The organism is Tissierella sp. P1 (assembly GCF_002266425.1).
GTDB lineage: Bacteria > Bacillota > Clostridia > Tissierellales > Tissierellaceae > Tissierella > Tissierella carlieri.
This window is the reverse complement of record NZ_NPMN01000021.1, coordinates 19,197-41,896: the sequence shown is the minus strand read 5'-3', so window position 1 is coordinate 41,896 and position 22,700 is coordinate 19,197. Positions and strand designations below refer to the sequence as shown.

General features: G+C 31.5%; 25 protein-coding genes. 5 read left to right on the top strand and 20 right to left on the bottom strand.

The annotated features are described in order from the left end of the window. Window positions 1–31 precede the first annotated feature (31 nt). The 3 genes from glmU to spoVG all read right to left on the bottom strand — a co-directional run bounded on the left by glmU (window position 32) and on the right by spoVG (window position 2,045). The gene (gene glmU / locus CIW83_RS24940) at window positions 32–895 is read right to left on the bottom strand and encodes a bifunctional UDP-N-acetylglucosamine diphosphorylase/glucosamine-1-phosphate N-acetyltransferase GlmU (RefSeq protein ID WP_369819401.1); all 864 of its coding nucleotides are present in this window, start codon (window positions 893–895) and stop codon (window positions 32–34) included. Between the two features lie 44 nt (window positions 896–939). Then, window positions 940–1,404, bottom strand: a complete 465-nt coding sequence (locus CIW83_RS24935) for an NTP transferase domain-containing protein (RefSeq protein ID WP_369819400.1) — start codon at window positions 1,402–1,404, stop codon at window positions 940–942. 377 nt (window positions 1,405–1,781) lie between these two features. Next, window positions 1,782–2,045 carry a septation regulator SpoVG gene (gene spoVG, locus CIW83_RS14880; RefSeq protein WP_094902529.1) on the bottom strand — a complete coding sequence of 88 codons (264 nt, stop codon included), beginning with the start codon at window positions 2,043–2,045 and terminating at the stop codon, window positions 1,782–1,784. A gap of 389 nt (window positions 2,046–2,434) precedes the next feature. On the opposite strand from spoVG, the gene murC reads away from it, so the two are divergent. Beyond that, complete coding sequence (gene murC, locus CIW83_RS14875) at window positions 2,435–3,844, top strand: UDP-N-acetylmuramate--L-alanine ligase (RefSeq protein ID WP_094902527.1); 1,410 nt, start codon at window positions 2,435–2,437, stop codon at window positions 3,842–3,844. 83 nt (window positions 3,845–3,927) lie between these two features. Here the strand turns inward: murC and CIW83_RS14870 are convergent, their stop codons facing one another. From CIW83_RS14870 to CIW83_RS14840, 7 genes are all read right to left on the bottom strand, one after another. Then, on the bottom strand, window positions 3,928–4,602 hold the full coding sequence (locus CIW83_RS14870; RefSeq protein ID WP_158220140.1) for an LCP family protein: 675 nt from the start codon (window positions 4,600–4,602) through the stop codon (window positions 3,928–3,930). Next, a complete protein-coding gene (locus CIW83_RS14865) occupies window positions 4,602–4,925 on the bottom strand; it encodes a hypothetical protein (RefSeq protein ID WP_094902523.1) in 324 nt (107 codons plus the stop codon). Before CIW83_RS14865 ends, CIW83_RS14870 begins: the two co-directional genes overlap by 1 nt. Window positions 4,926–5,172: 247 nt before the next feature. Beyond that, a complete protein-coding gene (locus CIW83_RS14860; protein WP_201259916.1) occupies window positions 5,173–6,027 on the bottom strand; it encodes a 3-hydroxybutyryl-CoA dehydrogenase in 855 nt (284 codons plus the stop codon). Window positions 6,028–6,034: 7 nt separating this feature from the next. Then, window positions 6,035–6,814, bottom strand: coding sequence for a short-chain-enoyl-CoA hydratase (locus CIW83_RS14855; protein ID WP_094902519.1), 780 nt, complete (start codon window positions 6,812–6,814; stop codon window positions 6,035–6,037). 106 nt (window positions 6,815–6,920) lie between these two features. Next, on the bottom strand, window positions 6,921–8,045 hold the full coding sequence (locus tag CIW83_RS14850; protein ID WP_094902517.1) for a SpoIIE family protein phosphatase: 1,125 nt from the start codon (window positions 8,043–8,045) through the stop codon (window positions 6,921–6,923). Between the two features lie 113 nt (window positions 8,046–8,158). Next, window positions 8,159–8,683 (bottom strand): cob(I)yrinic acid a,c-diamide adenosyltransferase, encoded by a 525-nt coding sequence (locus CIW83_RS14845; RefSeq protein WP_094902515.1) that lies wholly within the window; start codon window positions 8,681–8,683, stop codon window positions 8,159–8,161. A gap of 136 nt (window positions 8,684–8,819) precedes the next feature. Next, window positions 8,820–9,998 carry a class I SAM-dependent RNA methyltransferase gene (locus CIW83_RS14840; protein ID WP_094902513.1) on the bottom strand — a complete coding sequence of 393 codons (1,179 nt, stop codon included), beginning with the start codon at window positions 9,996–9,998 and terminating at the stop codon, window positions 8,820–8,822. A 141-nt stretch (window positions 9,999–10,139) separates the two neighbouring features. Here CIW83_RS14840 and CIW83_RS14835 point away from each other — a divergent pair, with 141 nt between their 5' ends. Together CIW83_RS14835 and tyrS are read left to right on the top strand one after the other, a co-directional pair. Beyond that, window positions 10,140–10,517, top strand: coding sequence for a class II SORL domain-containing protein (locus CIW83_RS14835; protein ID WP_094902511.1), 378 nt, complete (start codon window positions 10,140–10,142; stop codon window positions 10,515–10,517). A 457-nt stretch (window positions 10,518–10,974) separates the two neighbouring features. Next, on the top strand, window positions 10,975–12,198 hold the full coding sequence (gene tyrS / locus CIW83_RS14830; RefSeq protein WP_094902509.1) for a tyrosine--tRNA ligase: 1,224 nt from the start codon (window positions 10,975–10,977) through the stop codon (window positions 12,196–12,198). A gap of 66 nt (window positions 12,199–12,264) precedes the next feature. Here the strand turns inward: tyrS and CIW83_RS14825 are convergent, their stop codons facing one another. From CIW83_RS14825 to CIW83_RS14785, 10 genes are all read right to left on the bottom strand, one after another. Next, on the bottom strand, window positions 12,265–13,266 hold the full coding sequence (locus CIW83_RS14825; protein ID WP_094902507.1) for a questin oxidase family protein: 1,002 nt from the start codon (window positions 13,264–13,266) through the stop codon (window positions 12,265–12,267). Window positions 13,267–13,450: 184 nt separating this feature from the next. Next, window positions 13,451–14,188 (bottom strand): nucleoside phosphorylase, encoded by a 738-nt coding sequence (locus tag CIW83_RS14820; protein ID WP_094902505.1) that lies wholly within the window; start codon window positions 14,186–14,188, stop codon window positions 13,451–13,453. Continuing rightward, window positions 14,185–15,528 carry an NAD(P)/FAD-dependent oxidoreductase gene (locus CIW83_RS14815; RefSeq protein WP_094902503.1) on the bottom strand — a complete coding sequence of 448 codons (1,344 nt, stop codon included), beginning with the start codon at window positions 15,526–15,528 and terminating at the stop codon, window positions 14,185–14,187. Before CIW83_RS14815 ends, CIW83_RS14820 begins: the two co-directional genes overlap by 4 nt. Continuing rightward, window positions 15,518–16,453, bottom strand: a complete 936-nt coding sequence (locus CIW83_RS14810; protein ID WP_094902700.1) for an ABC transporter permease — start codon at window positions 16,451–16,453, stop codon at window positions 15,518–15,520. The genes CIW83_RS14815 and CIW83_RS14810 overlap by 11 nt, the downstream gene beginning before the upstream one ends. Then, a complete protein-coding gene (locus tag CIW83_RS14805) occupies window positions 16,446–17,528 on the bottom strand; it encodes an ABC transporter permease (protein ID WP_094902501.1) in 1,083 nt (360 codons plus the stop codon). Before CIW83_RS14805 ends, CIW83_RS14810 begins: the two co-directional genes overlap by 8 nt. A gap of 1 nt (window position 17,529) precedes the next feature. Next, window positions 17,530–18,738: an ABC transporter ATP-binding protein gene (locus CIW83_RS23840; RefSeq protein WP_255374460.1), complete on the bottom strand. Its 1,209-nt coding sequence runs from the start codon at window positions 18,736–18,738 to the stop codon at window positions 17,530–17,532. Continuing rightward, window positions 18,729–19,070 (bottom strand): ATP-binding cassette domain-containing protein, encoded by a 342-nt coding sequence (locus tag CIW83_RS23835; RefSeq protein WP_255374459.1) that lies wholly within the window; start codon window positions 19,068–19,070, stop codon window positions 18,729–18,731. The genes CIW83_RS23840 and CIW83_RS23835 overlap by 10 nt, the downstream gene beginning before the upstream one ends. A 73-nt stretch (window positions 19,071–19,143) precedes the next feature. After that, window positions 19,144–20,205 (bottom strand): BMP family protein, encoded by a 1,062-nt coding sequence (locus tag CIW83_RS14795; RefSeq protein ID WP_201259914.1) that lies wholly within the window; start codon window positions 20,203–20,205, stop codon window positions 19,144–19,146. A gap of 63 nt (window positions 20,206–20,268) precedes the next feature. After that, a complete protein-coding gene (locus CIW83_RS14790; protein ID WP_201259913.1) occupies window positions 20,269–20,955 on the bottom strand; it encodes a Crp/Fnr family transcriptional regulator in 687 nt (228 codons plus the stop codon). 189 nt (window positions 20,956–21,144) lie between these two features. Beyond that, a complete protein-coding gene (locus CIW83_RS14785) occupies window positions 21,145–21,714 on the bottom strand; it encodes a xanthine phosphoribosyltransferase (protein ID WP_094902499.1) in 570 nt (189 codons plus the stop codon). 126 nt (window positions 21,715–21,840) lie between these two features. Here CIW83_RS14785 and CIW83_RS14780 point away from each other — a divergent pair, with 126 nt between their 5' ends. Beyond that, entirely contained in the window at window positions 21,841–22,383 is a 543-nt protein-coding gene (locus tag CIW83_RS14780) for a GNAT family N-acetyltransferase (protein ID WP_094902497.1), read from the top strand. A gap of 35 nt (window positions 22,384–22,418) precedes the next feature. Then, window positions 22,419–22,694, top strand: a complete 276-nt coding sequence (locus CIW83_RS14775; RefSeq protein WP_094902495.1) for a hypothetical protein — start codon at window positions 22,419–22,421, stop codon at window positions 22,692–22,694. Window positions 22,695–22,700 lie beyond the last annotated feature (6 nt).

Sequence of the window (22,700 nt, the reverse complement as noted above, 5' to 3'; positions counted from 1 at the left end):
ATATATTCCTCCTAAGTTTATTTATTATTTTTTATATCCTTTTTTTTCTTATCCAACCATCTATATTTTTTTGCTCTGCTCTAGCAATAGACAAAGCTCCTTCTGGCACTTCTTTAGTTATAGTAGATCCTGCTGCTACAAATCCCCATGGTTCTACATTAACTGGAGCAACTAAATTAGCATTACTACCTATAAAAGCATTATCTCCTACTGTTGTCCTAAACTTTTCCTTACCATTATAATTTACAAATACAACACCACATCCGATATTTACATTATAGCCAACATCTGCATCTCCTATATAAGATAAATGACTGGCTTTTGTATTATCCTTGAGAGTTGAATTTTTAACTTCAACGAAATTGCCAATTTTTACATTCTTACCAATATTGCTATTAGGTCTAAGATGAGCATGAGGCCCTATATGTGTATTTTCTCCAACAATACTATCCTCTATAGTTGAAGATTCAATACTAACTTCATTATTGATTATACTATTTATAATCCTGGAATTGTTCCTAATGATGCAGTCTTCACCTATTTCAGTATTTCCTTCTAAACTTACTCCAGGATAAATAACTGTGTCTCTTCCAATTTGAACTCCATCTTCAATATATGTGTTCTCAGGATTTATTATAGTGACCCCATTTACCATATGATATTCATTTATCCTTTTTCTCATTATTTCCTCAGTAAACGCCAATTGAATTCTTGAATTGACACCATGTATTTCAATGGAATCTTCAATAACATAAGCTCCAACCCTATATCCTTCTTTCTTTAATATACCTATAACATCTGTAGCATAGTATTCATTCTGAGCATTATTGTTATCAATTTTACTTAAAGCATCCTTTAACAGTTTACCATTAAAACAATATATACCAGAGTTGATCTCTTTTACTTTCTTTTCTTCATCTAAGGCATCTTTTTCTTCTACTATTTTAAGTATATCCCAGCATCCTCCCTAATGATTCTACCATATCCTGTAGGATTATCTAAAATAGCAGTAAGTACTGTTGCCTGAAACTCATTTTCTTTGTGATAGTTAATTAACTTATTTATAGTCAACTCCGTAATAAGTGGTGTGTCCCCATAAAGAATGATTACAGTACTATTATCTTCTATATGATCTACTGCTTGCATTAAAGCAAAACCAGTGCCATAGGGAACATCTTCGCCAATAGGCTGGTCCTTAAATACTATAGGATCATCCTTAAAATATTCTTTAACCATATCACCACCATGACCTACAACAACTACATTTTTTTCTGTACCTGCACCTCTACTAGCCTTTATTACATATTCTAATATAGGTTTTCCACAAACCTTATGTAATACCTTAGAAAGCTTTGATTTCATTCTTGTGCCTTCACCCGCTGCTAATATAATAGAAATATTCATTTTTTTACACCTCGATTTAAATTATCTATCAAGTAATATTTTAACCCATTTCTTATATAAGTCTACACTAAAATCTATAAAATTTATATAATTTCCTTGACATATATATAAAAGTTTCTCATTGAAGTATTAATAAGCTCAGTAAGTTTTTGTAAAACTTATTTATTTTTACCATTAAAGAGAGCTTTCATATGGTTATAAGAAAGGCTTCTATACGAAGCATTATAAGGAAGCCTTTTTTGGTCACTGCATAAGCGACTTGTACAAAATCAAAGATTTTAGAAATCTGCTTAAAAATCATTTAAGTCAGATTCTTAATACCAAAAATAAAAATAATCTTTCCTATTCGTTATAAAAAAGAGCCCTGCGGCTCTTTTTTATTCTGTAGCTAAACTCTTTTCATATTCTCTAAAAATTGCTTCCTGAATCTTTTGCCTAGTTTCAGCATTAATAGGATGAGCTATATCCCTGAACTCACCATCTGCCATTTTTCTACTTGGCATAGCAACAAATAATCCATTTTGACCTTCGATTATTTTGATATCATGGACTACAAATTCCTCATCAAAAGTAACGGATACTATTGCTTTCATTTTCCCCTCTTCTGATATTTTTCTTAATCTCACATCTGTAATCTTCATTACGTTTTAGCCCCCTTTATTTAAGTCACAAAAACTATTGAATATTCTCTATATTCTATAAAAGTTTTAAAAATCCTTCTTTTTTAAAAATTTTTTTTATTTTTTTATTAATTTATGGGAAAATTCTAATTTATTTTTCACTTTATAAAAGAACTTGAATTCAATTAGTTCCAAAAAACTACCTATAATATTTAAATAGGAACTTTTTTTACTTTTTTATACTAATATGTTATAAACTTTACATAATCTCAAGATTTATCTTTAATTTTTTTTTTATTATGATATAATCTATCAGTGACAATTTAATACTATTAGAATAAAATAATATTAATATATAAGATGGCAATAATAAATATAGAAAGTAATTTTTTTATTTAGGAGGAAAGCTTATGTTTGAATTTTGCATAACTGATAATAAATATCCTAGGGTTCACTTTATTGGAATTGGCGGCATATCTATGAGTGGTTTAGCTGAAATTTTATTGTCTGAAGGATATATTGTGACTGGTTCTGACGCAAAGGACAGTTTAATAATTGAAAGATTAAAAAATTTAGGAGCCAATATTTACATAAGTCATAAGGAAAGTAATGTAAATGGTGCCGATCTAATAATATACACAGATGCTATATCAAAAGATAATGAAGAACTTGTAAAAGCACATTCTCTTGGAGTACCTGTAATAGATAGGGCTACCTTCTTAGGTGCCTTAATGAAAAACTATAAAAACTCAATTGCAGTATCTGGCACTCATGGGAAAACTACTACTACTAGTATGTTATCTACTATATTAAATCGTTCCACACTAAACCCTACCATTCTTTTAGGTGGACAATTAGATGAAATAGGAGGCAATGTAAAATTAGGATCTAAAGAGTATATTCTTACTGAAGCCTGCGAATATAAAGGAAATATATTAAAGTATTTTCCTACAATGGCTATTATATTAAATGTTGATGCTGATCATTTAGACTTCTTTAAAAATATGGATCATGTTTTAAGTACCTTCGTTGAATATGGTAAGAATCTCAATGAAGATAGCTATTTATTAATTAACATAGATGATGCAAGCTATAAAAAAATAATGGATAATACAAAGGCTAAAGTAATTACCTTTGGAATAGATAAAGATGCAGATTATACTGCAGAGAATATTAGTTTTTCTGAGGAAGGTTTTCCTTCTTATACTCTAAAAGTTAAGGATGAAGGATTATATCCTATTAAGTTAAGTGTCATTGGTAAACATAATATATATAACTCCCTGGCTAGCATTGCTGCTGCTCATATTTATGGTATTCCAATGGAGGATATTCAGAAAAATATTTCCATCTATACAGGAGTTCATAGAAGACAGGAGTTAAAAGGATATTATAATGGTATTAAAATTATTGATGATTATGCACATCATCCTACTGAGATTAGAGTCACTTTAAATGCATTGAAAAACTCTGCTGTCGGTAATATTTACTGTGTATTTCAACCTCATACCTATACTAGAACAAAGATTTTATTAAATAGCTTTGCGGAGGCCTTCATTGATGCTGATAAAGTCATAATTACAGATATTTATGCCGCAAGGGAGAAAGATGATGGATCAATCCACTCAAGGGATTTAGCAAATGCCATATCTGACAAAGGTTCAGATACTGTTTATCTAGGGACTTTTGATGAGGTGGAAGCTTATCTATTAAGTCATGTTAAGGAAAATGATATTATTCTCACTATGGGTGCTGGAAATGTTTACCTCATAGGTGATTCAATAATAGCACAAGATAAAGATAAAGAAAAAGCAGCAGTATAGGCTAGTAGAAATTTCGGATTGCGATTGTTGATTTTTAGATTTGAAATATTAATGAAATATATAAAAAGCCCCTCCCTATAAATTTAAGGGTTCGGGCTTTTTACATTATATATTTTTTCAAGTAATTTTGTGGTTTCCTTTTTATCATAAATAAAATAAGATAATACTTTTTTCTGTATTTTTCTAAATTCTGCTTTACCCGGCAATGTAAGTGTTTCAAAATCTTCATTGGTAATTCCGATTGTTTTCCTGCCATAGGAAAGTGTATCCACTAAGTTAAGATCTGTTTTAACATGGCTAAATCCCTTTGTAAGGACTGTTAAAATATTATCTGATGCTTTTCCTATAAAAGATTGTATAAATCCTTGCTGTGCCTTTATTCTACCTAAATCACCATCAATATATCCTCCCTTATTATTGTTCCCTTTTCTATACCTTAGAAATTCTATCGATTTTTTTCCATCTAATGTCTGCTTCCCAGGCGAAATATCTATATGCAATGGAGGCTTGGCTGTAGGATCCTTATATTTCATATGAAATGGCACATCTACTTCAATCCCTCCCAATCCATCTACAATTTTTTCTACACCCTTATAGTCTAGCATAACATAATGATGAATTGGTATATCCTCTAATATATGAGATATAGTTTTTTTAACTCCTTCTACTCCGTGGTCTCCATATATACTGTTGATTTTTCTTTGCTCTGCTGTATTATATCCTTTTCTATGGATATAGGTGTCCCTTGGTATATTCACTAAACTAACCTTTTTTGTATCAGGCAAAAGGAGGCAAATATAATTGTATCCGTCCTTACATCCTCCATGCCTAACACTATAAAATTCACTCTATTACTCTTTTCTATAGCTTCCTTCAAGTTAGAATATATCTCTGGTTCCTTTGGTGCTATTTCCAGCTTTTTAACAATTGTCTTACCTATATCCATTTTTTCTGCTATAGGATAACTTTGCTCACTTTCAAGTTTTATATCCTTTTCTTTTACATAAGAATAAGAGCCAATAAATATTGCAATCAAAAAACAAATGAACGATACAATAAAAACCTTAGAAAAAGTTCTCATGGGAAACCACCCTTCTTGAGTAAAATCTTTCTAATATATTGTAACCAAAAAGATAATTTTTAATTGTTAATTTTAAATTTCAAATTTATATAAAAAAGGCTTCCATCAAATCATAAATAAATTAGAGAATCCTTTTTTGAAACCCATCTAAGCCAAATTTTACCTACTAATGAAATTAAACTTTCCTATTAATTATAGTGAAAGACCCTTCTGTATAATATTGAAGGGTCTTTCACTATAATTAATCTTAATATTCAAAGAATCCTTTTTTAGTCTTTCTACCTAATAAACCACCTCTAACCATCTTTCTTAGTAGAGGATGAGCTCTATATTTTGAATCACCAAATTCTTCATATAAAACATCCATAATAGCTAAGCAAACATCAAGACCTACTAAATCTCCTAATGCCAAAGGTCCCATTGGATGATTTGCACCTAATTTCATAGCTTCATCTATATCTGATGCACTAGCTACTCCATCTGCAAGAATTCCAACTGCTTCATTTATCATTGGTATAAGTATTCTATTTACTACAAATCCTGGAGCTTCTTCTACTTCTACTGGAGTTTTTCCTAACCCTTGTGATAATTCTACTATTGTATTTTTAGTTTCTTCTGAAGTAGCAATTCCCTTTATAACTTCTACTAATTTCATCATTGGTACTGGATTAAAGAAGTGCATTCCAATAACCTTATCTGGTCTATTAGTTGAATTAGCGATTTCAGTAATAGATAATGAAGAAGTATTTGTAGCAAGAATTGAATCTTCTTTGCATAATTTATCTAACTTACCAAATATCTCTTTCTTTAAATCCATGTCTTCAGCTATAGCTTCAATAACTAAATCACAGTCCTTTAAATCTTCATAGGATGTAGTTATGGAAATATTATTTAATGTATTATCCATAAGTTCTTTCGTAATCTTTTCTTTCTCAACAAGTCTACTTAAACCTTTTTCTATAGATTTAATGCTCCCCCTCGGATTAGCCTCGTCAATAGATCTAACCCACATAATTACATCATAATCCTTCTGTGCAAAAATCTGTACTATGCCACAAGCCATAGTTCCTCTACCTAGTATACCTATTTTTTCATGATGCACCTCCAAATTATTTTAATTTATAGTTAGGTGTACGTTTTTCTAAAAACGCTCCCATCCCTTCTTTTTGATCTTCCGTTGCAAAACATAAACCGAATAAATCTTTTTCAATAGCCATTCCAGTATCTAAATCCGTTTCTATGCCTCTATTTATAGCAGTATTCGCATATCTTATAGCTAACTGGCTCTTTGACAATATTTTATTTGCCATTTCAATAGCAGAAGTCATTAGTTCTTGGCCTGATACAACTTTATTAACTAAACCAATTCTATATGCTTCTTCCGCACTAATTATATCACAAGTAAAAATAAGTTCCTTTGCTCTACCTATTCCCACAAGCCTGGATAATCTTTGAGTACCTGCAAATCCTGGAGTTATACCAAGACCAACTTCTGGTTGTCCAAACTTAGCCTTTTCTGATGCTATCCTAATATCACAACTCATAGAAAGTTCACATCCACCACCTAAAGCAAAACCATTTACGGCAGCTATAACTGGCTTTTCTAAAAGTTCTATCTTTCTAAATAATGATAATCCCTTTTCAGCAAAAGCCCTAGCTTCTATAGGATTCATATTCTTCATTTCTCCTATATCTGCTCCAGCTACAAAAGCTCTTCCTTCTCCAGTTAATATAATTACATGGACATCTTCGTCATTATTAATTACATCCATAGCTTCATTTAATTCATCTAATACTATTGAATTTAGCGCATTCAGTGCATCTGGTCTGTTGATAGATAAAATTCCAATATTTCCCTCTTTCTTAAATAACAAATTGCTCCAGCTCAAAGCATCAGCCCCCTTTTGTTAATATTATATCAAACTCTTTATTGGGAATCAATTCCTATTTCAGATATATTATACCATAAAAATAGACTGAAGAATTCAGTCTATTTTATTTAATAACTTCCATTAATACTAAAGCGAAATCATCATGCTGCTCACCCCAGCTATGAGTTACAATATTGTTGTTTATCTCGTTTAAAATATTTTCTTCGTGATTGTTTATAATTTGCATTACACTTTCTATGCCAAACTCTTCTCCTGATTTATCCTTCGCTTCTGTAATTCCATCTGTATAAAATAATATCTTATCACCTTTACTTAATTTAATAACCTTTTCCTCATAGAATATTTCATCAAATAGCAAAGTCATAGGATATCCCTTTATCTCTAGCATCTCCATATTATCTTTATTATACTTAATAGGTATTGCATTGTGTCCAGCATTAGAATATTTAAATTCATACGTTGATTTATTAAAAACACCATAAAATATTGTAAAATACTTATCTACATCTAAATTTAATGTACTAAATCTTCGATATAATTCTGATAATGCAGCCGATGGGCCCGATATATCATCTTTTATAGATCTCATGGTCTGCCTAATAAACATAGTCATCATAGCTGCTGCCACACCATGACCTGAAACATCTGATATATATATTCCTATATTTTCATCATCAATATAAAAAACATCAAACATATCTCCGCTTAACATTTCAGAAGGTCTATAAATATAATCGATACTTATGTTTCCTAATATTTCTTTATTGGGTAGGATTCTCTCTTGAATCCTCTTAGCAAATCCGAGATCCTTACTCATTTTCTTATTTTTCTCAATTAATTCTAACTCCAATTTTCTTTCTCTCGTTACATCTCTAAAAACTTCTACAGCTGCAAATACTTTACCATCTGAATTAGTAACAGGAGAAGATTTCACAGAAAAATATCTTCCGTTTATTTTCTCCTCTTTCTGCACAATTTCACCAGTATTTATACTCCTATCTGTAATACAGAAGCTACATGGCATTTCCTTACCATGGGATTTATAGCATTTCATACCTACAATATTATGTCCTAAAGCTTCTTTCATCGTCTTATTTGCATATATAATAGTCCCCTCTTTATCCACAACACGAACCCAATCTGCCATCCCCTCAAGTACGTGGTAGTTTAGCATACCGTATTCTTCTATTTTCTTTTCTACATAATTCAAATCTTCTTTTCTTAGCATGCTTATCACCCATATAGAATATTTAATGATGTTAAATATTTTGTAAACTAATTCTTGTATTTATTTTATACCATTTAATAAATTAATTCTACATATTTTTGCAATTTAATACTTTAGTACCTAACAGTTACTTCTTTATCTTCGGAATACCTTGCCATTGCATATAACGCATCTGACAGCCTATTTACATATTTCATAACTAGTGGATCTATTTCTGCAATTTTCGATAAGGTAATAATTCTTCTTTCTGCTCTTCTACATATAGTCCTAGCCACATGAAGATGTGCTGATTTCTTACCAGAGCCTGGTATAATAAATCCTGTAGGATTATTGAGTCTGCCCATATAAAGGTCTATTATCTTCTCTAGATCGTCTATATCTTTCTCTACTATATGATATTTAACCTTTGTGCTATCCTCTGTAGCTAAATTTGTAGCTACAGTAAATAACTTGTTTTGTATGTTTTGAATTTTCTCATACATTTCCTCATCATCAACATAGTTCTTGGCTAATCCCATAAATGATCCTAGTTCATCAACTGTTCCATAGCTCTCCACTCTTATATCATCCTTTGAAACCCTCTTGTTATCAAAGAGGCTAGTCGTTCCCTTATCCCCTGTTTTAGTATAAATTGTCATTTTTATCCCTCCATTTGTTTAATGTTCAACTAACAATTAACAGTTACAATGTTTCAACAATGCACAATTTACAATTAACGATTGAAAAACACTAAAACATATAAAGTTGTTAAAATAATATATTAATTTTTGTTCTTTAATCCTTTATCTTTTCATTGTTCTTTACTAATTGTTCTTCGTTAATTATCGTGGGTTTTGGTCCAAAATATTGGTAATAATCTACTTTAATCCTTCCATTATATAGTTTTCTTTTTCTATCTGCTGTTTTTCCATAGTCTTTTTCAAAATTTTCGTTAGATGTAATTACATAAACTGACCAAGTATCTAGTTCTTTAAATTTAATACCCAAATCTTTATGAAGTCTTTCAACCTCTCTCTTTTCACTTATACGTTCACCATAAGGTGGATTAGTAATAACTACACCATATTCATTTTTCAATTCTGCATCTCTAAAATCCTTTATGAAAAATGCAATGTCATCTTCTAATCCAAAATTAGCAGCATTATCTCTTGCACGAAGAATTGATTTTCTATCTATATCGCATCCTAATATGTGTAATTTAGTTTTATTGTCTATAGCTTGAAAAGCTTCTTTTTTAGCATCACGCCAATATTCACTATTAACCCTAGGCCATTCTTCTGCTGCAAAACTCCTATCAAGACCAGGAGCCATATTTCTACCTATCATAGCCGCTTCTATTGGAATAGTACCTGATCCACAAAATGGGTCAAATAATACTCTGTCTTTATTCCAATAGCTAAGCAATATCATAGCTGCAGCCAAAGTTTCTTTTATAGGTGCATCACCTTGTCTATCCCTATATCCTCTCTTATGAAGTCCTTCTCCTGAAGTATCTATCGTCAAAGTCGCTATATCTTTTAATAGAGAAACCTCTATAGTATACTTTGGTCCAGTCTTCTCAAACCACTCTACATTATATTTAGTTTTTAGCTTTTCTACTACTGCTTTCTCCACTATTCTCTGGCAATCAGATATACTAAATAATTTCGAGTCTATACTTTTGCCTTCCACAACAAAATTTCCATCTTCTGTTATCCACTCTTCCCATGGAAGCTTTTTTGTTTGCTGGAATAACTCATCAAAGGTTAGAGCTTTAAATTCACCCATTTTTAAAAGAACTCTATCTGCTGTCCTAAGCCATAAATTAGTCTTTGGTATATCCTTTTCTGTCCCTGTAAATGTGACCTTACCGTTCTCCACTTTTAAATCATTATATCCTAAATTCATTAGTTCTCTCTTAACTACAGCCTCCAAACCAAAAGTTGCAGTGGCTATCAATTCAATGTTTCCCATATCATCTCTCCTTAAAGAATATCTAACTCTATTATACTCTATATCATAATTATTTAGTTAATAATATTGATTATTTTTTTCGATATTTGGGTATAACAACTATTGAATGTAAAACAATAATTAATATGGAGGGATTTATATATGAAAAATTTAAGTAGCTTATATCAAAGCGGAGATTGGAAAGGTGAAAAACACGTACCCGTAATTCATGTACCTGAAACAGTTAAAAAAGGTGACTTAGTAGATGTTAAAGTTCTTGTTGGAGAAGAAATAGCACATCCTAATACATTCGAGCATTACATATCTTGGATAAAGGTATATTTCCAACCAGAAGGACATAAATTCCCAATTGAAATTGGTTCTTGTAATTTTACTTCTCACGGAGAAAGTGGATTACTCACTGAGCCAAATGTTTCTCTTAGATTTAAAGCTGAAAAATCAGGTACATTATATGCGTCATCCTATTGTAATATTCATGGACTATGGGAAAATAGCGTAGAACTTAAAGTGGAAGAATAAAATCATCTAAATGATTAGCTAAAATTTAAGTCCAGAATCTTTCTGGACTCTTTTCACCTCTTGACATTATTCTTATATTATATTAATATATAGTAAAATTATATAATAAACTATGAAAGATTCTAGTAGCTAATTAAAGGTAAATCCACAGAGAATAGACTATTGGTGAGAAGTCTATATCCTTAAGTTAGTGAATTACAGTTCTGGAGTTTCAATATTTTATTGCGTTTCCCACACGTTACGTGGTTGAGGCTTTATGCGAATTAAGGTGGTACCACGGGTTTCCTCTCGTCCTTTAGATGAGATGAAGCCCTTTTTATGACCTAACACAACGAACGATAGTGAGTTGATGTAGGTCAAACGCAATGAGAACCAAATTCATATGAGCGTAGCGAGTAAATGAATTTGAGTTGCGAAACTGCGGGAAATGATAATTATTAATTTAGGAGGGATATTTATGCAAAATGTATTTGATGTCCTAAAAGAAAGAGGATATATAGATCAAGCTACTTATGAAGAAGATTTAAGAGAACTACTAGGCAAAGAATCTGTTCCATTCTATATTGGATTCGATGCTACCGCCGATAGCTTAACTTTAGGACATTTCCTACAAATCATGGTTATGATGCATATGCAGAAACATGGCCATAAACCTATAGCCCTACTTGGTGGAGGAACAACGATGATAGGTGATCCTTCAGGTAAAGCTGATATGAGAAAGGTAATGACTAAGGAAATCATCGACTACAACGCAAGCAGATTTAGAGAACAATTAGGTCATTTCCTTGATTTTAGTGAAGGAAAGGCTATAATAGTAAACAATGCAGATTGGTTATTAGATCTAAACTTTGTTAATTTTATGAGAGAAATAGGTGTTCACTTCTCAGTTAATAGAATGCTTACATTTGATTGTTATAAAAATAGAATGGAGCAGGGTCTAACTTTCTTTGAATTTGGATATATGCTTATGCAATCCTATGACTTTTTACATCTATACAGAAACTACAAATGCAAGCTGCAATTAGGCGGAAGTGACCAGTGGTCTAATATGCTTGGAGGATATGAATTAGTTAGGAAATTAGAGCAAGATAAAGTATATTCCATGACATTTAAGTTGTTAACTACAGCAGCTGGAATAAAAATGGGTAAAACTGAGGCTGGTACTATCTGGCTTGATCCAGAGAAAACACCACCATATGAGTTATATCAATACATGAGAAATGTAGATGATAGAGATGTGGAAAAATTCTTGGCACTTCTTACTTTCTTACCAATGGATGAAGTAAGAAGGCTGGGAGCTTTAGAAGGATCAGAGATCAATAAAGCTAAGGAAGTATTGGCATTTGAAGTAACTAAAATGATTCATGGAGAAGAAGAAGCTAGTAAAGCTCAACAAGCAGCTCGAGCATTATTTGCAGGAGGAATGGAAGAAGGATCCATTCCATTTACAGAAATGGATAAGGCTATATTTGAAAAAGGCATTGGAATACTTGACCTATTGAAGGAACTAGAACTTACTAAATCTAACGGTGAAGGAAGAAGGCTTGTAGAGCAAGGTGGTATCACCATTGATGATGTAAAAGTAGACTCCATAGACAAGCAAGTTACCTTACATGATTTCAAAGATGGAAAAATAATGATTAGAAAAGGTAAGAAAGTATACCATCAAGTAAGAATATAAATATCGACATTTTATAAAGAATAAGTAACAAAAACGGTGCCAGGCACCGTTTTTGTTACTTATTTATTAAGTCATTAGAATTCTTTTTTTCGCTGCTTTTTTCAATTCAATCATATCATATAGCTTAGAAAGCTGACTACAACTATAAGTTAGTTTTAGAGTATGAACATCTGTTGATTCTCTTCCCATGCTAATTATATTATTCCATGAAAAATCTATAATCCTATCTTTTTTGCTAATGAACGACAAATCATCTTGTGTTAACAAATGAGTAATGATACAAGTAGTTAGAATATCTAGGGCATTCTCAAAATCATCATAGTATTCTTTAAGTACTATTAGAGCATGTAAACCTGTTATACAATGTAATATAACTATGCTTCCAGATTTAATGAAGGATGGTAATAGTATATGAAGCAAACCTCTTACTTTTTCCTCTTCCTTCCCATCAATAATGAAGCCTAATTTTAGATACTCCTCATCATCGTAGAGTGCCCTTATCTTTTGCCCCATTGTGTTTTTAAATTCTAATAACTCTCTTATATGTGAATTATTCATTATGACATTCATTTCTTCCATAATTTTTAAACCGCTGATTTTCCTTCTAAATAAGTCTGCCTCTCTATAAGTAGTAATATAATAAGCTAGAGATCTGGCAACCTCATCAACTAAATCTTCTTCAATCTTTAACCCTTCTACTGCATAAGCTACTCTAATTAATGCATGAAAAAGACCAGATGACATACCTAAAGAATAGGTGTTAAGTACATATCTTATAACCTCATTTATGTTCTTCTCTTGTATTTCTTTCTTTACAAGTTCTAAACAGGATTCATATAGTTCTCTTTTCCCAAGACATTCTTCAAAGGAATTACACTGTGAATATTCTGTTTTGATTGGATCAATATTAACTATTTTCACATATGATTCAGTATAGGATTTTACCTTTTCTAAATCTTTAGTCATTTGATATAGAGCTAACTGTGCCATAGGTAAATGATTTACCAATCCTCTCATATATGGAGAAAATTCTTTTCCATATTCATTGATTAGTTTCCCAATACTCATACAAAGTCCCCCTTTTATATATTACAGTAATATAGTGATACCCTGTTTTTGGCATTATAAGCTAATTACTTTTTTGACAATCCTATCTTACTCATACTAGCAAAATTTTTATTTCTCAAATATATGAATTAAAAAATCTTCTTATGTTTCATAAGAAGATTTTTATATCAATTTTTCATAATTCTTATTTTTGATTGTGAACTTTTACAAGGGATTCTAATGCTAAAATAATCTCTCTTTTTTCTCCTTCTATTGGTCCTACACCTTCCATAGCATAATCTACGATTCCTTCTTTTATATTTGATTTATATTCCACTACATTATTTAATATACTAGCAGTTTTTACACCTCTAAGTTGTCCTACTACAAATAAAGATGCCGTTTCCATATCTGATGCCAATATATTTCTGCTACTCCACTTTTCCATTATTTCATCTTCTTCATCAATATAGAAGGAATCATGGGATCTAACTAGGCCATAATGATAATTATATTTTAATTCTTCACATGTATTTATAATTAAATTCGTAAGTTTAATATCTGACACCGCTGGATAGTTTGGCGAAATATACATGTTCGTAGTTCCATCTTCTCTCACTGCCGCGGAGCAAATAACCAAATCTCCTAGTTTGATATTTGATTGAACTGCTCCTGCTGAGCCAATTCTAATAAGATACTTTGCCCCACAAGATATTAGCTCTTCTATAGCGATTGCAGCAGATGGCCCACCTATTCCAGTAGAAGTAACAGTTATAGGTACACCCTTATAATATCCCCTTATAGTTCTAAATTCTCTATTATAGGCTATTTCCTCATATGAGTCTAAAAATTCCCCAACCTTCAGCACCCTCGCTGGATCTCCCGGCAGTATTACATATTCTGATATATCCTTATCTTCGCATAATATATGAGGTTGCTTCATTTTATCACCTTCTTATCTTTTGATTGGAGCAAAGCTTCTAATATGGATTCTGTCAAACTAGGATGAATGACTAAATTAGATAATATTTCCTCTGCTGTTTTTTCTTCTTTTATCAAATATCCCATTAATCCAATGTATTCAGATACATTTTCGCCTACCATCCATATGCCTAAAATTTTGTTATTTTCATCTAGTATGATTTTCACAAAGCCTTCTTCTATGTTTCTTGCCCAACCTCTCCAGCTATCTTTAAATGAGTAAGTTCCTAGTTTATATGGAATATTACCTCTTTTTAGTTCCCACTCCTGTCTGCCTACTCCAGCCATTTCTGGTAATGTGAATACTGCTCTAGGCAAAATTTCATATGATATATTTACTGGGATGTTTTTTAAAATATAATCTGCTACTTTTAAACCCTGTTGAATAGCTACATGAGCCATTCCTAAAATCCCATTAATATCACCTATAGCAAAAATATTTTTTTCATCAGTTAATAAATTCTCATTCACTATAATTCTATTTTCACTGATCTTAATATTGGTATTCTCTATCCCTCTCGGAAAATTTGCTTTTCTCATAAATGTGACTAATGCCTTTTCACTTGAAATTATTCTTCCATCATCAAGTAATACTTTTACACCTGTCTCATCTACTTCTGCATTTTTAGCACCTGTTCCTTTCAGTATCCTTACACCTCTTGACTTAAGATGTTCTTCTATGGGATACACCAAATCTACATCGTTCTCAAATAGAATATTGTTTTCTTTTTCTATGATGGTAACCTCTACTCCCATTTCAGCATATAAAGCTGCAAATTCTATGCCTTCCACATTTCCACCTAAGACAGTTATACTCTTAGGCATATTTCTTAAATCTATAGCCTCTCTGTGAGTTATTATATTTGTCCCATCAATTACAATATCTTTTATACTAGCAGGTTCACTTCCTGTAGCAATGATAAAATATTCAGTTTCTATTACATCCTCTTTCAATTTAAAGGTTTCTGAGTCTAGAAATTCACCGTCTCCATAGTATATGTCGATCTTATCTTCCAATAGATTATCTTTTATTTTACTCTCTAATCTCCTTAAATCTTCGTCCCATTTTCTTATAAGATATTCCCTAGTTTTCTTTACCTCAGTATGGTTATGTTTTTTTATACCTTTAAATGAGTCCAATACCTTTTTTACAGGTAATGCTCCCCATCTGAGAGCAGTACCTCCAAATGAATCCTTCTCTATTATAGCCACAGTCTTTCCTTCTCTTTTCAAAGCTCTAGCACTATAATATCCTCCTATTCCTCCACCTATAACAACTACGTCATATTTTTTAGCTTTCAATACTCTTTACCCCTTCACTATCTTTCTTCATTTTCGCCATTTGTCTCCTAGTTACAATAACTAATGCAAATATAGTTGCTAAATAAGGAATCATTTGAGTAAATTGAGAAGGAATTCCTATTACTTGTAATCTAGTACCTAAAGCATCAAAAAAACCAAATAATAAAGCTGCAAAAAAAGTGCCTATTGGATTAGCCTTACCAAATATTATTGCCGCTAAGGCGATAAACCCTCTATTCGCACTCATATTTTCTGTAAATAGGGTTAAATATCCTAAAGAAAGGTGAGCACCAGCTAAGCCACATAATATTCCACAAGCCATTGAGCTAATATATTTCATTTTTCTTGGACTAATTCCAGCTGTCTCCAGTGCTTTTGGATATTCTCCAGAGGCACGTAACCAGATACCTTGTGGAGTCTTATATAGATATATATAAGTCAGTATTACAAAAATCCAGCTAATATAAATAAATATAGTATGATTGTTAAATATAGTATTTAATAAGGGAATATTTGCTATAAATGGAAAGCTCAATCTTGGTAAAGGTATTATATCTGGTGAAGAAAAAGCTCCTTTAACTCCAAATATGCTTCTTAATAAAAATACTGTTAGTCCTCCTGCGAAAATATTGATAGCTATACCTATTACAAATTCATCTGATTTTAGATCTATAACAAATAATGCAAATATCAAGCCTATCAATAGACCTATAAAGGCTGCTAAAGCTACTCCAGCAAAGGCACTACCAAAGAAATAACTTCCTACTACACCAAAAAATGCTCCTAGGAGAATCATCCCCTCCATACCTATATTAAGTATTCCTGCTTGTTGAGTAAGTAATCCTCCTAATGCAGCTAGAATAAGTGGTGTAGCAGTTCTTATAGTATGTTGCACTAATGCTAGATTGAAAAGTTCCTTAAACATTTTCTTCACCTACCTTCCTCCGAGCAACTTTCTTCAATCTCCAATTTTTATAGATATTTTTGAATCCTGATTCTCCAGCAATAAATAGAATTATTATAGATTGAATCACTAGAACTAATTCTGATGGTATTCCTGTAGCATTCTCCATAGAAATGGAACCTGTTTTTAAACCGCCAAAGAATATGGACATTAATATTACTCCTATAGGATTGTTTCTTACTATTAGAGCTATTAGCATACCATCAAATGCATATCCTGGAGATATATGCTGTAAAAACCTATAGTGAACTCCAACAACCTCAAATACTCCAGCAATGCCACATAGCCCTCCTGATATTACCATGGCTATTACCATTTGTTTCTTATCTTTTATTCCTCCATATCTTCCAAATAAGCTGTTTTGTCCCACCATTTTGGAATCATATCCAAAGGAAGTTTTCTCCATTAAATAATAGATAACTATGGCGATGATACCCATATAAAATATACTGGTATTTAATTTAGATAGTTTCACTAATCGAGATAGTTGAAATTGCTCTGCTATGATTTCTGTCCCTCCCATTTTACCTTGGGATGCAGCAAATGGATAATTAACCAAATATGCAGTAAATAATGTAGCCACTGTATTTAACATTATTGTGGTAATAACCTCGTCCACCTTATACTTTACCTTTAATAGAGCAGGAAAAAATGCATAAATTCCTCCTACAACAGCTCCTGCAAGAATTGCTAAGATTATGCCAATAGGCCCTGGAAGCTTGGTAAAGGTTATACCCACATAAGCTGCAGCAAATGCACCTAAATAAAGTTGCCCCTCCCCACCAATGTTTGATATGCCCGACCTAAAGGATATGGCAGTTGCCAATCCAGTCAATATTAATGGAACCGTTTTAGCAAAGGTTGTGGCTATATTATACTTTGAACCAAATGCTCCTTGTAATAAAGCACTATAACCCACTAAGGGACTTCTTCCATTTGCTATCATAATTAAAGCACCTATTAATAATGAAGCAAATATAGATATAAAAAGTGAAGTTATATATTCTAAGTTTTCTTTTCCAAATATCTTTTTCATCCTATACACCTTCTCTCGAGCTACTCATATTTTTTCCCGTCATATAAAGGCCTATTTCTTGCTTTGATACCTCTCCCTCATTGAATTCACCAGTAATACTTCCCTCATAAATGGTCATAATCCTATCTGACAATCTAAATATTTCATCTAACTCTGCTGAAATCAATAAAATAGCACAACCTTCATTCCTCTTTTCAATTATCTGGCTATGAATAAATTCAATTGCTCCAATATCTACTCCTCTTGTAGGTTGGGATATAATTAATACAGGAGTATTAAAAGAAAATTCTCTAGCAATAATCATTTTTTGCATATTTCCCCCAGATAAATTCCCTGCAAAAATTTCCTCTGAAGGAGTTCTTATATCAAATTTCTTTATTAATTCTTTACTTTTTTCTCTAATCTTTGATTTATTTAAATGTAATCCTTTGACTGCATAAGGTTCTTTATACTGGTTCCCCATAAGTATGTTTTCTGAAATAGTTGCGTCCTTAGACATTCCCATAGCCAATCTATCTTCAGGTACATGAGCAATTCCTAGATTTCTTATATCTCTAGGAGATTTATCTGAATACTCTATTCCGTTGATAAAAATTTGTCCACAATCTTTCTCTCTAAGTCCAGTCAATACTTCCACTAGTTCAGATTGCCCATTTCCTTCTATTCCTGCTATTCCAAGTATTTCACCAGATTTCAAGCTAAGATTAATATCTTTTACAGCTAAAAGACCTCTGTTGTCTCTAGCTCTTAATCCCTCTGCTATCAATACTTCTTTCTTTTCAATATGTTTTTTATCTAATTTATCAAATAATATCTCTCTACCTACCATCATCTCTGCTAATATTTGTTCATTGGCATCTTTAGTATCTACAGTGCCTATCATCTTTCCTTGTCGCATAACACTTACCCTATTAGATATGGATAACACCTCTTGAAGTTTATGGGTAATTATTATTATTGTCTTGCCTAGTTCATCTACTAATTTTCTTATAACCTTAAATAATTCCTCTGTTTCTTGTGGGGTTAAAACTGCTGTAGGTTCATCTAAAATTAATATATCTGCTCCCTTATAAAGTGCTTTCAATATCTCAACCCTCTGCTGAATTCCAACAGATAAGGACTCTACCTTAAGCATGGGGTCAACCATTAGACCATAAGTCTTAGATAATTCTCTTGTAACTTCGATTGCTTTTTCCTTATTTACAAACACTTTACTCTTTCTAGCTCTATACCTAATACTATATTTTCTGCCACAGTGAATGAGGGTACCAACATAAAATGCTGATGTACCATACCAATTCCTAGTCCTATTGCATCTAAAGGACTAGTTAACTTTACAGCATTACCATTGAAATAAATTTCTCCTGTAGTTGGTTGATGAAGTCCATATAATATGTTCATCAATGTGGACTTTCCAGCACCATTTTCTCCAATAATAGCATGAATTTCCCCTTTTCTTATGTCAAGATTTATATTATCATTGGCTAATACTCCTGGAAATTGCTTCGATACATTTCTTAACCTTAAAAGTTTTTCATCCACTTAAATTGTCACCTCTCTATCTTATATAACTATTGTAAAATGGAGAAGTAGATAGCCACTTCTCCATTTTACATTATTTACCTGTCGGTACTTTAATTTCTCCACTGATGATTTTAGCTTTAATATCTTCAAGCTTTGCCTTCATATCCTCTGTTGCAAATTGAACCATATCGTCTGTACCATATCCCATTTCTACACCATCTTGGGATAAACCATAATAAACTACCTTACCTTTTTCTATCTTATCATTTTGTATATTTTCTATGGTTTCATAAATTGATTTTCCTACCTTTTTAACCATAGAAGCAACTATAACATCAGGATTTATATGGCGTTGATCAGTATCTACTCCTATGGCATATTTTCCCATTTCTTTAGCAGCTTCAAACACACCTTCACCAGTTTTTCCTGCTACTTGAAATACGATATCTGCTCCCATTGAATAAAGAGTTGTTGCATTTTCTTTACCTTTTGCTGGGTCTTCAAAGTCTTCAGCAAATAAAGTCTTAACTTCTACCTCTGGATCAATATACTTTACACCAGCTTCATAGCCAGCTTGGAAATTTCTGATTACAGGAATATCCCTTCCTCCAACCATACCTACTAATTTATTCTCATCTATACCTTCTATAGAAGTTTCTGTTGTAAGCATAGCTGCTAAAGCACCTGCTAAAAATGATCCTTCATTTTCTGCATAAGATACAGTGATTAGATTGTCAATTCCTTCAATTTCATTATCTACATATATATAAGAAACCTCTGGAAACTCCCCTGCAATTTCTTGCACAGCATCATAGAACTCATGTCCCACTACTGCTACGATGGAAGCATATTGTGAAGCTTGTACTAATTGATCATTTAATAATGATGCATCATTTCTACATTCATATACTTTGTATTCAATGCCTAAATCTTTTTTAGCTTGTTCTACACCTTCATGGGATGAATCATAGAATGAACGGTCACCTAAACCACCTGCTAATACTAATCCCACTTTTGTTGCATTATCAACAGCTGGCGTATCATTAGCAGCTGGTACATCCTTCGCACCTGAATCATCAGTTTTCTTGCATCCAATTAATGCTCCAGATACCATTAGCATTACTGCTAGTAGAATTATAAATTTCTTTTTCAAGGAAAACTCCCCCTCATTAATTTTATTATATAAAATCGACTTCCTTCGATTTTACTAACATAGTTATTCTTTTCTACTTAAAATTTCTTCTTTCTTTAGCCCTTCTATATCAATAATATTAATAGAATTACTTGATACATCTATAATCTTACTTTCTTTTAGCTGTTGAAGTACCCTATTTATACTCCTAGATGTAACTGCAAACCGTTCACTTAGCTGCTCTTTATCTACTTCAATTTCTATCCCAACACTAGATTTAACTCCTGAATCTAATCTATATAGCAGGTAATTACATATTCTATATTTTAAGGAGTACAACGTATTTTCTCCTGCTAATCTTGATAGCTTATAAAAGCTGTCACATAATGTTCTAGTTATATGCAGAGAAAAATGTCTATCTTTATCAATCCATTTTAAAAAATGTTCTCTGCTTATACAAATTACTTGAATATCAGTTAAAGCCTCAATAGAACAAATATAGGGTTTATTATCAAAAATTTCTAACTCTCCAAAATAATCTCCTTTTTTATAAATAGCTTGAGAATACTTCTTACCATTTTCTGCAGTTAGAGATATATTAGCATAACCTTTAACTATAATATAAAAGTATTCATATTGCATATCCTGATAACAGATTATCTGTCCCTTAGAATATTCCTTGAATTCCCATCTACTTAAGATTTCATATGGACAATCTCTTAACATCTTTTTTATAGCCCTATTAGACTCAATAATTTCAATTATATGCAAAAGTCCCACTCCTTAAAGTATATAATAAAGTTCATATTATAATGAAGGACATCTGTCCTAAAAAGATATAAATTTCTTATAAATTATATCATATTTAAAAAAAAGTAGGAATTGTGTCCTACTAATTATTGAAATAAAAAAGATCTGCCTAACTTTTCCTTTAGGCTGATCTTTTTTGAAGTATCATTATTATCTGAAAACTATCTCTCCATTATTTATTGATTCAACAATAGCTAAGGATTCTAGCTTTATTCCCTGCTTTCTTATCTTATCTCCACCTTTTTGAAATCCCTTTTCTATTACAATGCCTACACCTACAGTATTACATTTTGCTCTATCTATTATATCTATTAAACCTTCAGCAGCCTTTCCATTAGCGAGAAAATCATCTATTATCAATATATTTTCTCCTTCATTTAAATATCTTTTAGATACTCTTATAGTGTAAGTTTTATCTTTTGTATATGAATATACAGAACTTTCATATGTATTCTCATCTAAGTTCTTTGACTCTGTTTTCTTTGCAAAGACTACAGGTACTCTAAAATGTTGGGCTGCAATAACGGCTACTGCTATACCTGATGCTTCTATAGTAAGTATTTTATCTATTTTTTCCGATGCAAATCTGGCTTTAAATTCCTTGCCTATTTCATTTAATAAATCTATATCTATTTGATGATTGAGAAAGCTATCTACCTTTATAACATTACCCTCTCTAAGTGTGCCATCTTTAACTATTCTTTGTTTTAGTAATTCCATTTCTTCACCTCAAGGATTATTTTATATTATCCTATAATAATTACTGAATTTATGCAAGAAATTTTATATTATCATCATGCTCTTTTGTGATATAATATACGATAAAAAATATAAGGAGTGGGTATATTGGCTAGATTAATCGGTGAGAGAATTATGTTAAGAGAGTATAGAAAAGAAGATTTAACTTGTATAAGAAAATGGGTGAATGATATTGAAATCACAAAATATTTAAGTAATATATTTCTATATCCACACACTTTAAATGAAACTGAAAGTTTCTTAAATTCTATGTTACAAGGTAATTCTAATATCAAAGGTTTTATTATAGCAGAAAAAGAAACTGAAGAATATATTGGACAGATTGACTTAATAAAAATCGACTGGATTAATAGAATCGGTACTTTAGGTATTGTAATAGGTACTAAGGATAATTTAAGTAAAGGTTATGGAACTGAAGCTATTAAATTGATACAAGAATTTGCATTTAATAGGCTAAACCTTCATAAATTAGATTTAGAAGTAAGAGCTTATAATGAAAGAGCTATTCGCTGCTATGAGAAATGTGGGTTTAAGGAGGAAGGCAGAATAAGGGAAAATTTCTTTACAGATGGAAAGTATACAGATACTCTGTTTATGGGAATATTAAAAAGAGAATATAAAAATATTTAAATATATTAATTACTAGGAAATGGAGATAATATTAGATGAATAAACTTATTATGATTCTACTAGTATCCATGACAATGGGTGTTCTCTATAGCTATGTTGCTACAAAATTTACTATGAACAAATTAATATTATATTTGCCATCATATATTGGAATAATACTGATTGTATATATGTTTACCTTTTACAGTCCTGAAAACACTGGATTTGCAGACTTGGCTAGAATTATTTCAGCAATGCTTCTATTGTCAATGGTTATAGGTAATACCTTCTCTGGATTTATTATAGATAGAAAAAGAAATAGACAAAATTAAATGAGT

Coding starts and splice junctions, on each gene's coding strand:
- CIW83_RS24935 (WP_369819400.1), bottom strand. CDS start 1,404: ATGAATATTTCTATTATATTAGCAGCGGGTGAAGGCACAAGAATGAAA.
- spoVG (WP_094902529.1), bottom strand. CDS start 2,045: ATGAAGATTACAGATGTGAGATTAAGAAAAATATCAGAAGAGGGGAAA.
- murC (WP_094902527.1), top strand. CDS start 2,435: ATGTTTGAATTTTGCATAACTGATAATAAATATCCTAGGGTTCACTTT.
- CIW83_RS14865 (WP_094902523.1), bottom strand. CDS start 4,925: ATGAGAACTTTTTCTAAGGTTTTTATTGTATCGTTCATTTGTTTTTTG.
- CIW83_RS14850 (WP_094902517.1), bottom strand. CDS start 8,045: ATGCTAAGAAAAGAAGATTTGAATTATGTAGAAAAGAAAATAGAAGAA.
- CIW83_RS14845 (WP_094902515.1), bottom strand. CDS start 8,683: ATGACAATTTATACTAAAACAGGGGATAAGGGAACGACTAGCCTCTTT.
- CIW83_RS14840 (WP_094902513.1), bottom strand. CDS start 9,998: ATGGGAAACATTGAATTGATAGCCACTGCAACTTTTGGTTTGGAGGCT.
- CIW83_RS14835 (WP_094902511.1), top strand. CDS start 10,140: ATGAAAAATTTAAGTAGCTTATATCAAAGCGGAGATTGGAAAGGTGAA.
- tyrS (WP_094902509.1), top strand. CDS start 10,975: ATGCAAAATGTATTTGATGTCCTAAAAGAAAGAGGATATATAGATCAA.
- CIW83_RS14825 (WP_094902507.1), bottom strand. CDS start 13,266: ATGAGTATTGGGAAACTAATCAATGAATATGGAAAAGAATTTTCTCCA.
- CIW83_RS14820 (WP_094902505.1), bottom strand. CDS start 14,188: ATGAAGCAACCTCATATATTATGCGAAGATAAGGATATATCAGAATAT.
- CIW83_RS14810 (WP_094902700.1), bottom strand. CDS start 16,453: ATGTTTAAGGAACTTTTCAATCTAGCATTAGTGCAACATACTATAAGA.
- CIW83_RS14805 (WP_094902501.1), bottom strand. CDS start 17,528: ATGAAAAAGATATTTGGAAAAGAAAACTTAGAATATATAACTTCACTT.
- CIW83_RS14785 (WP_094902499.1), bottom strand. CDS start 21,714: ATGGAATTACTAAAACAAAGAATAGTTAAAGATGGCACACTTAGAGAG.
- CIW83_RS14775 (WP_094902495.1), top strand. CDS start 22,419: ATGAATAAACTTATTATGATTCTACTAGTATCCATGACAATGGGTGTT.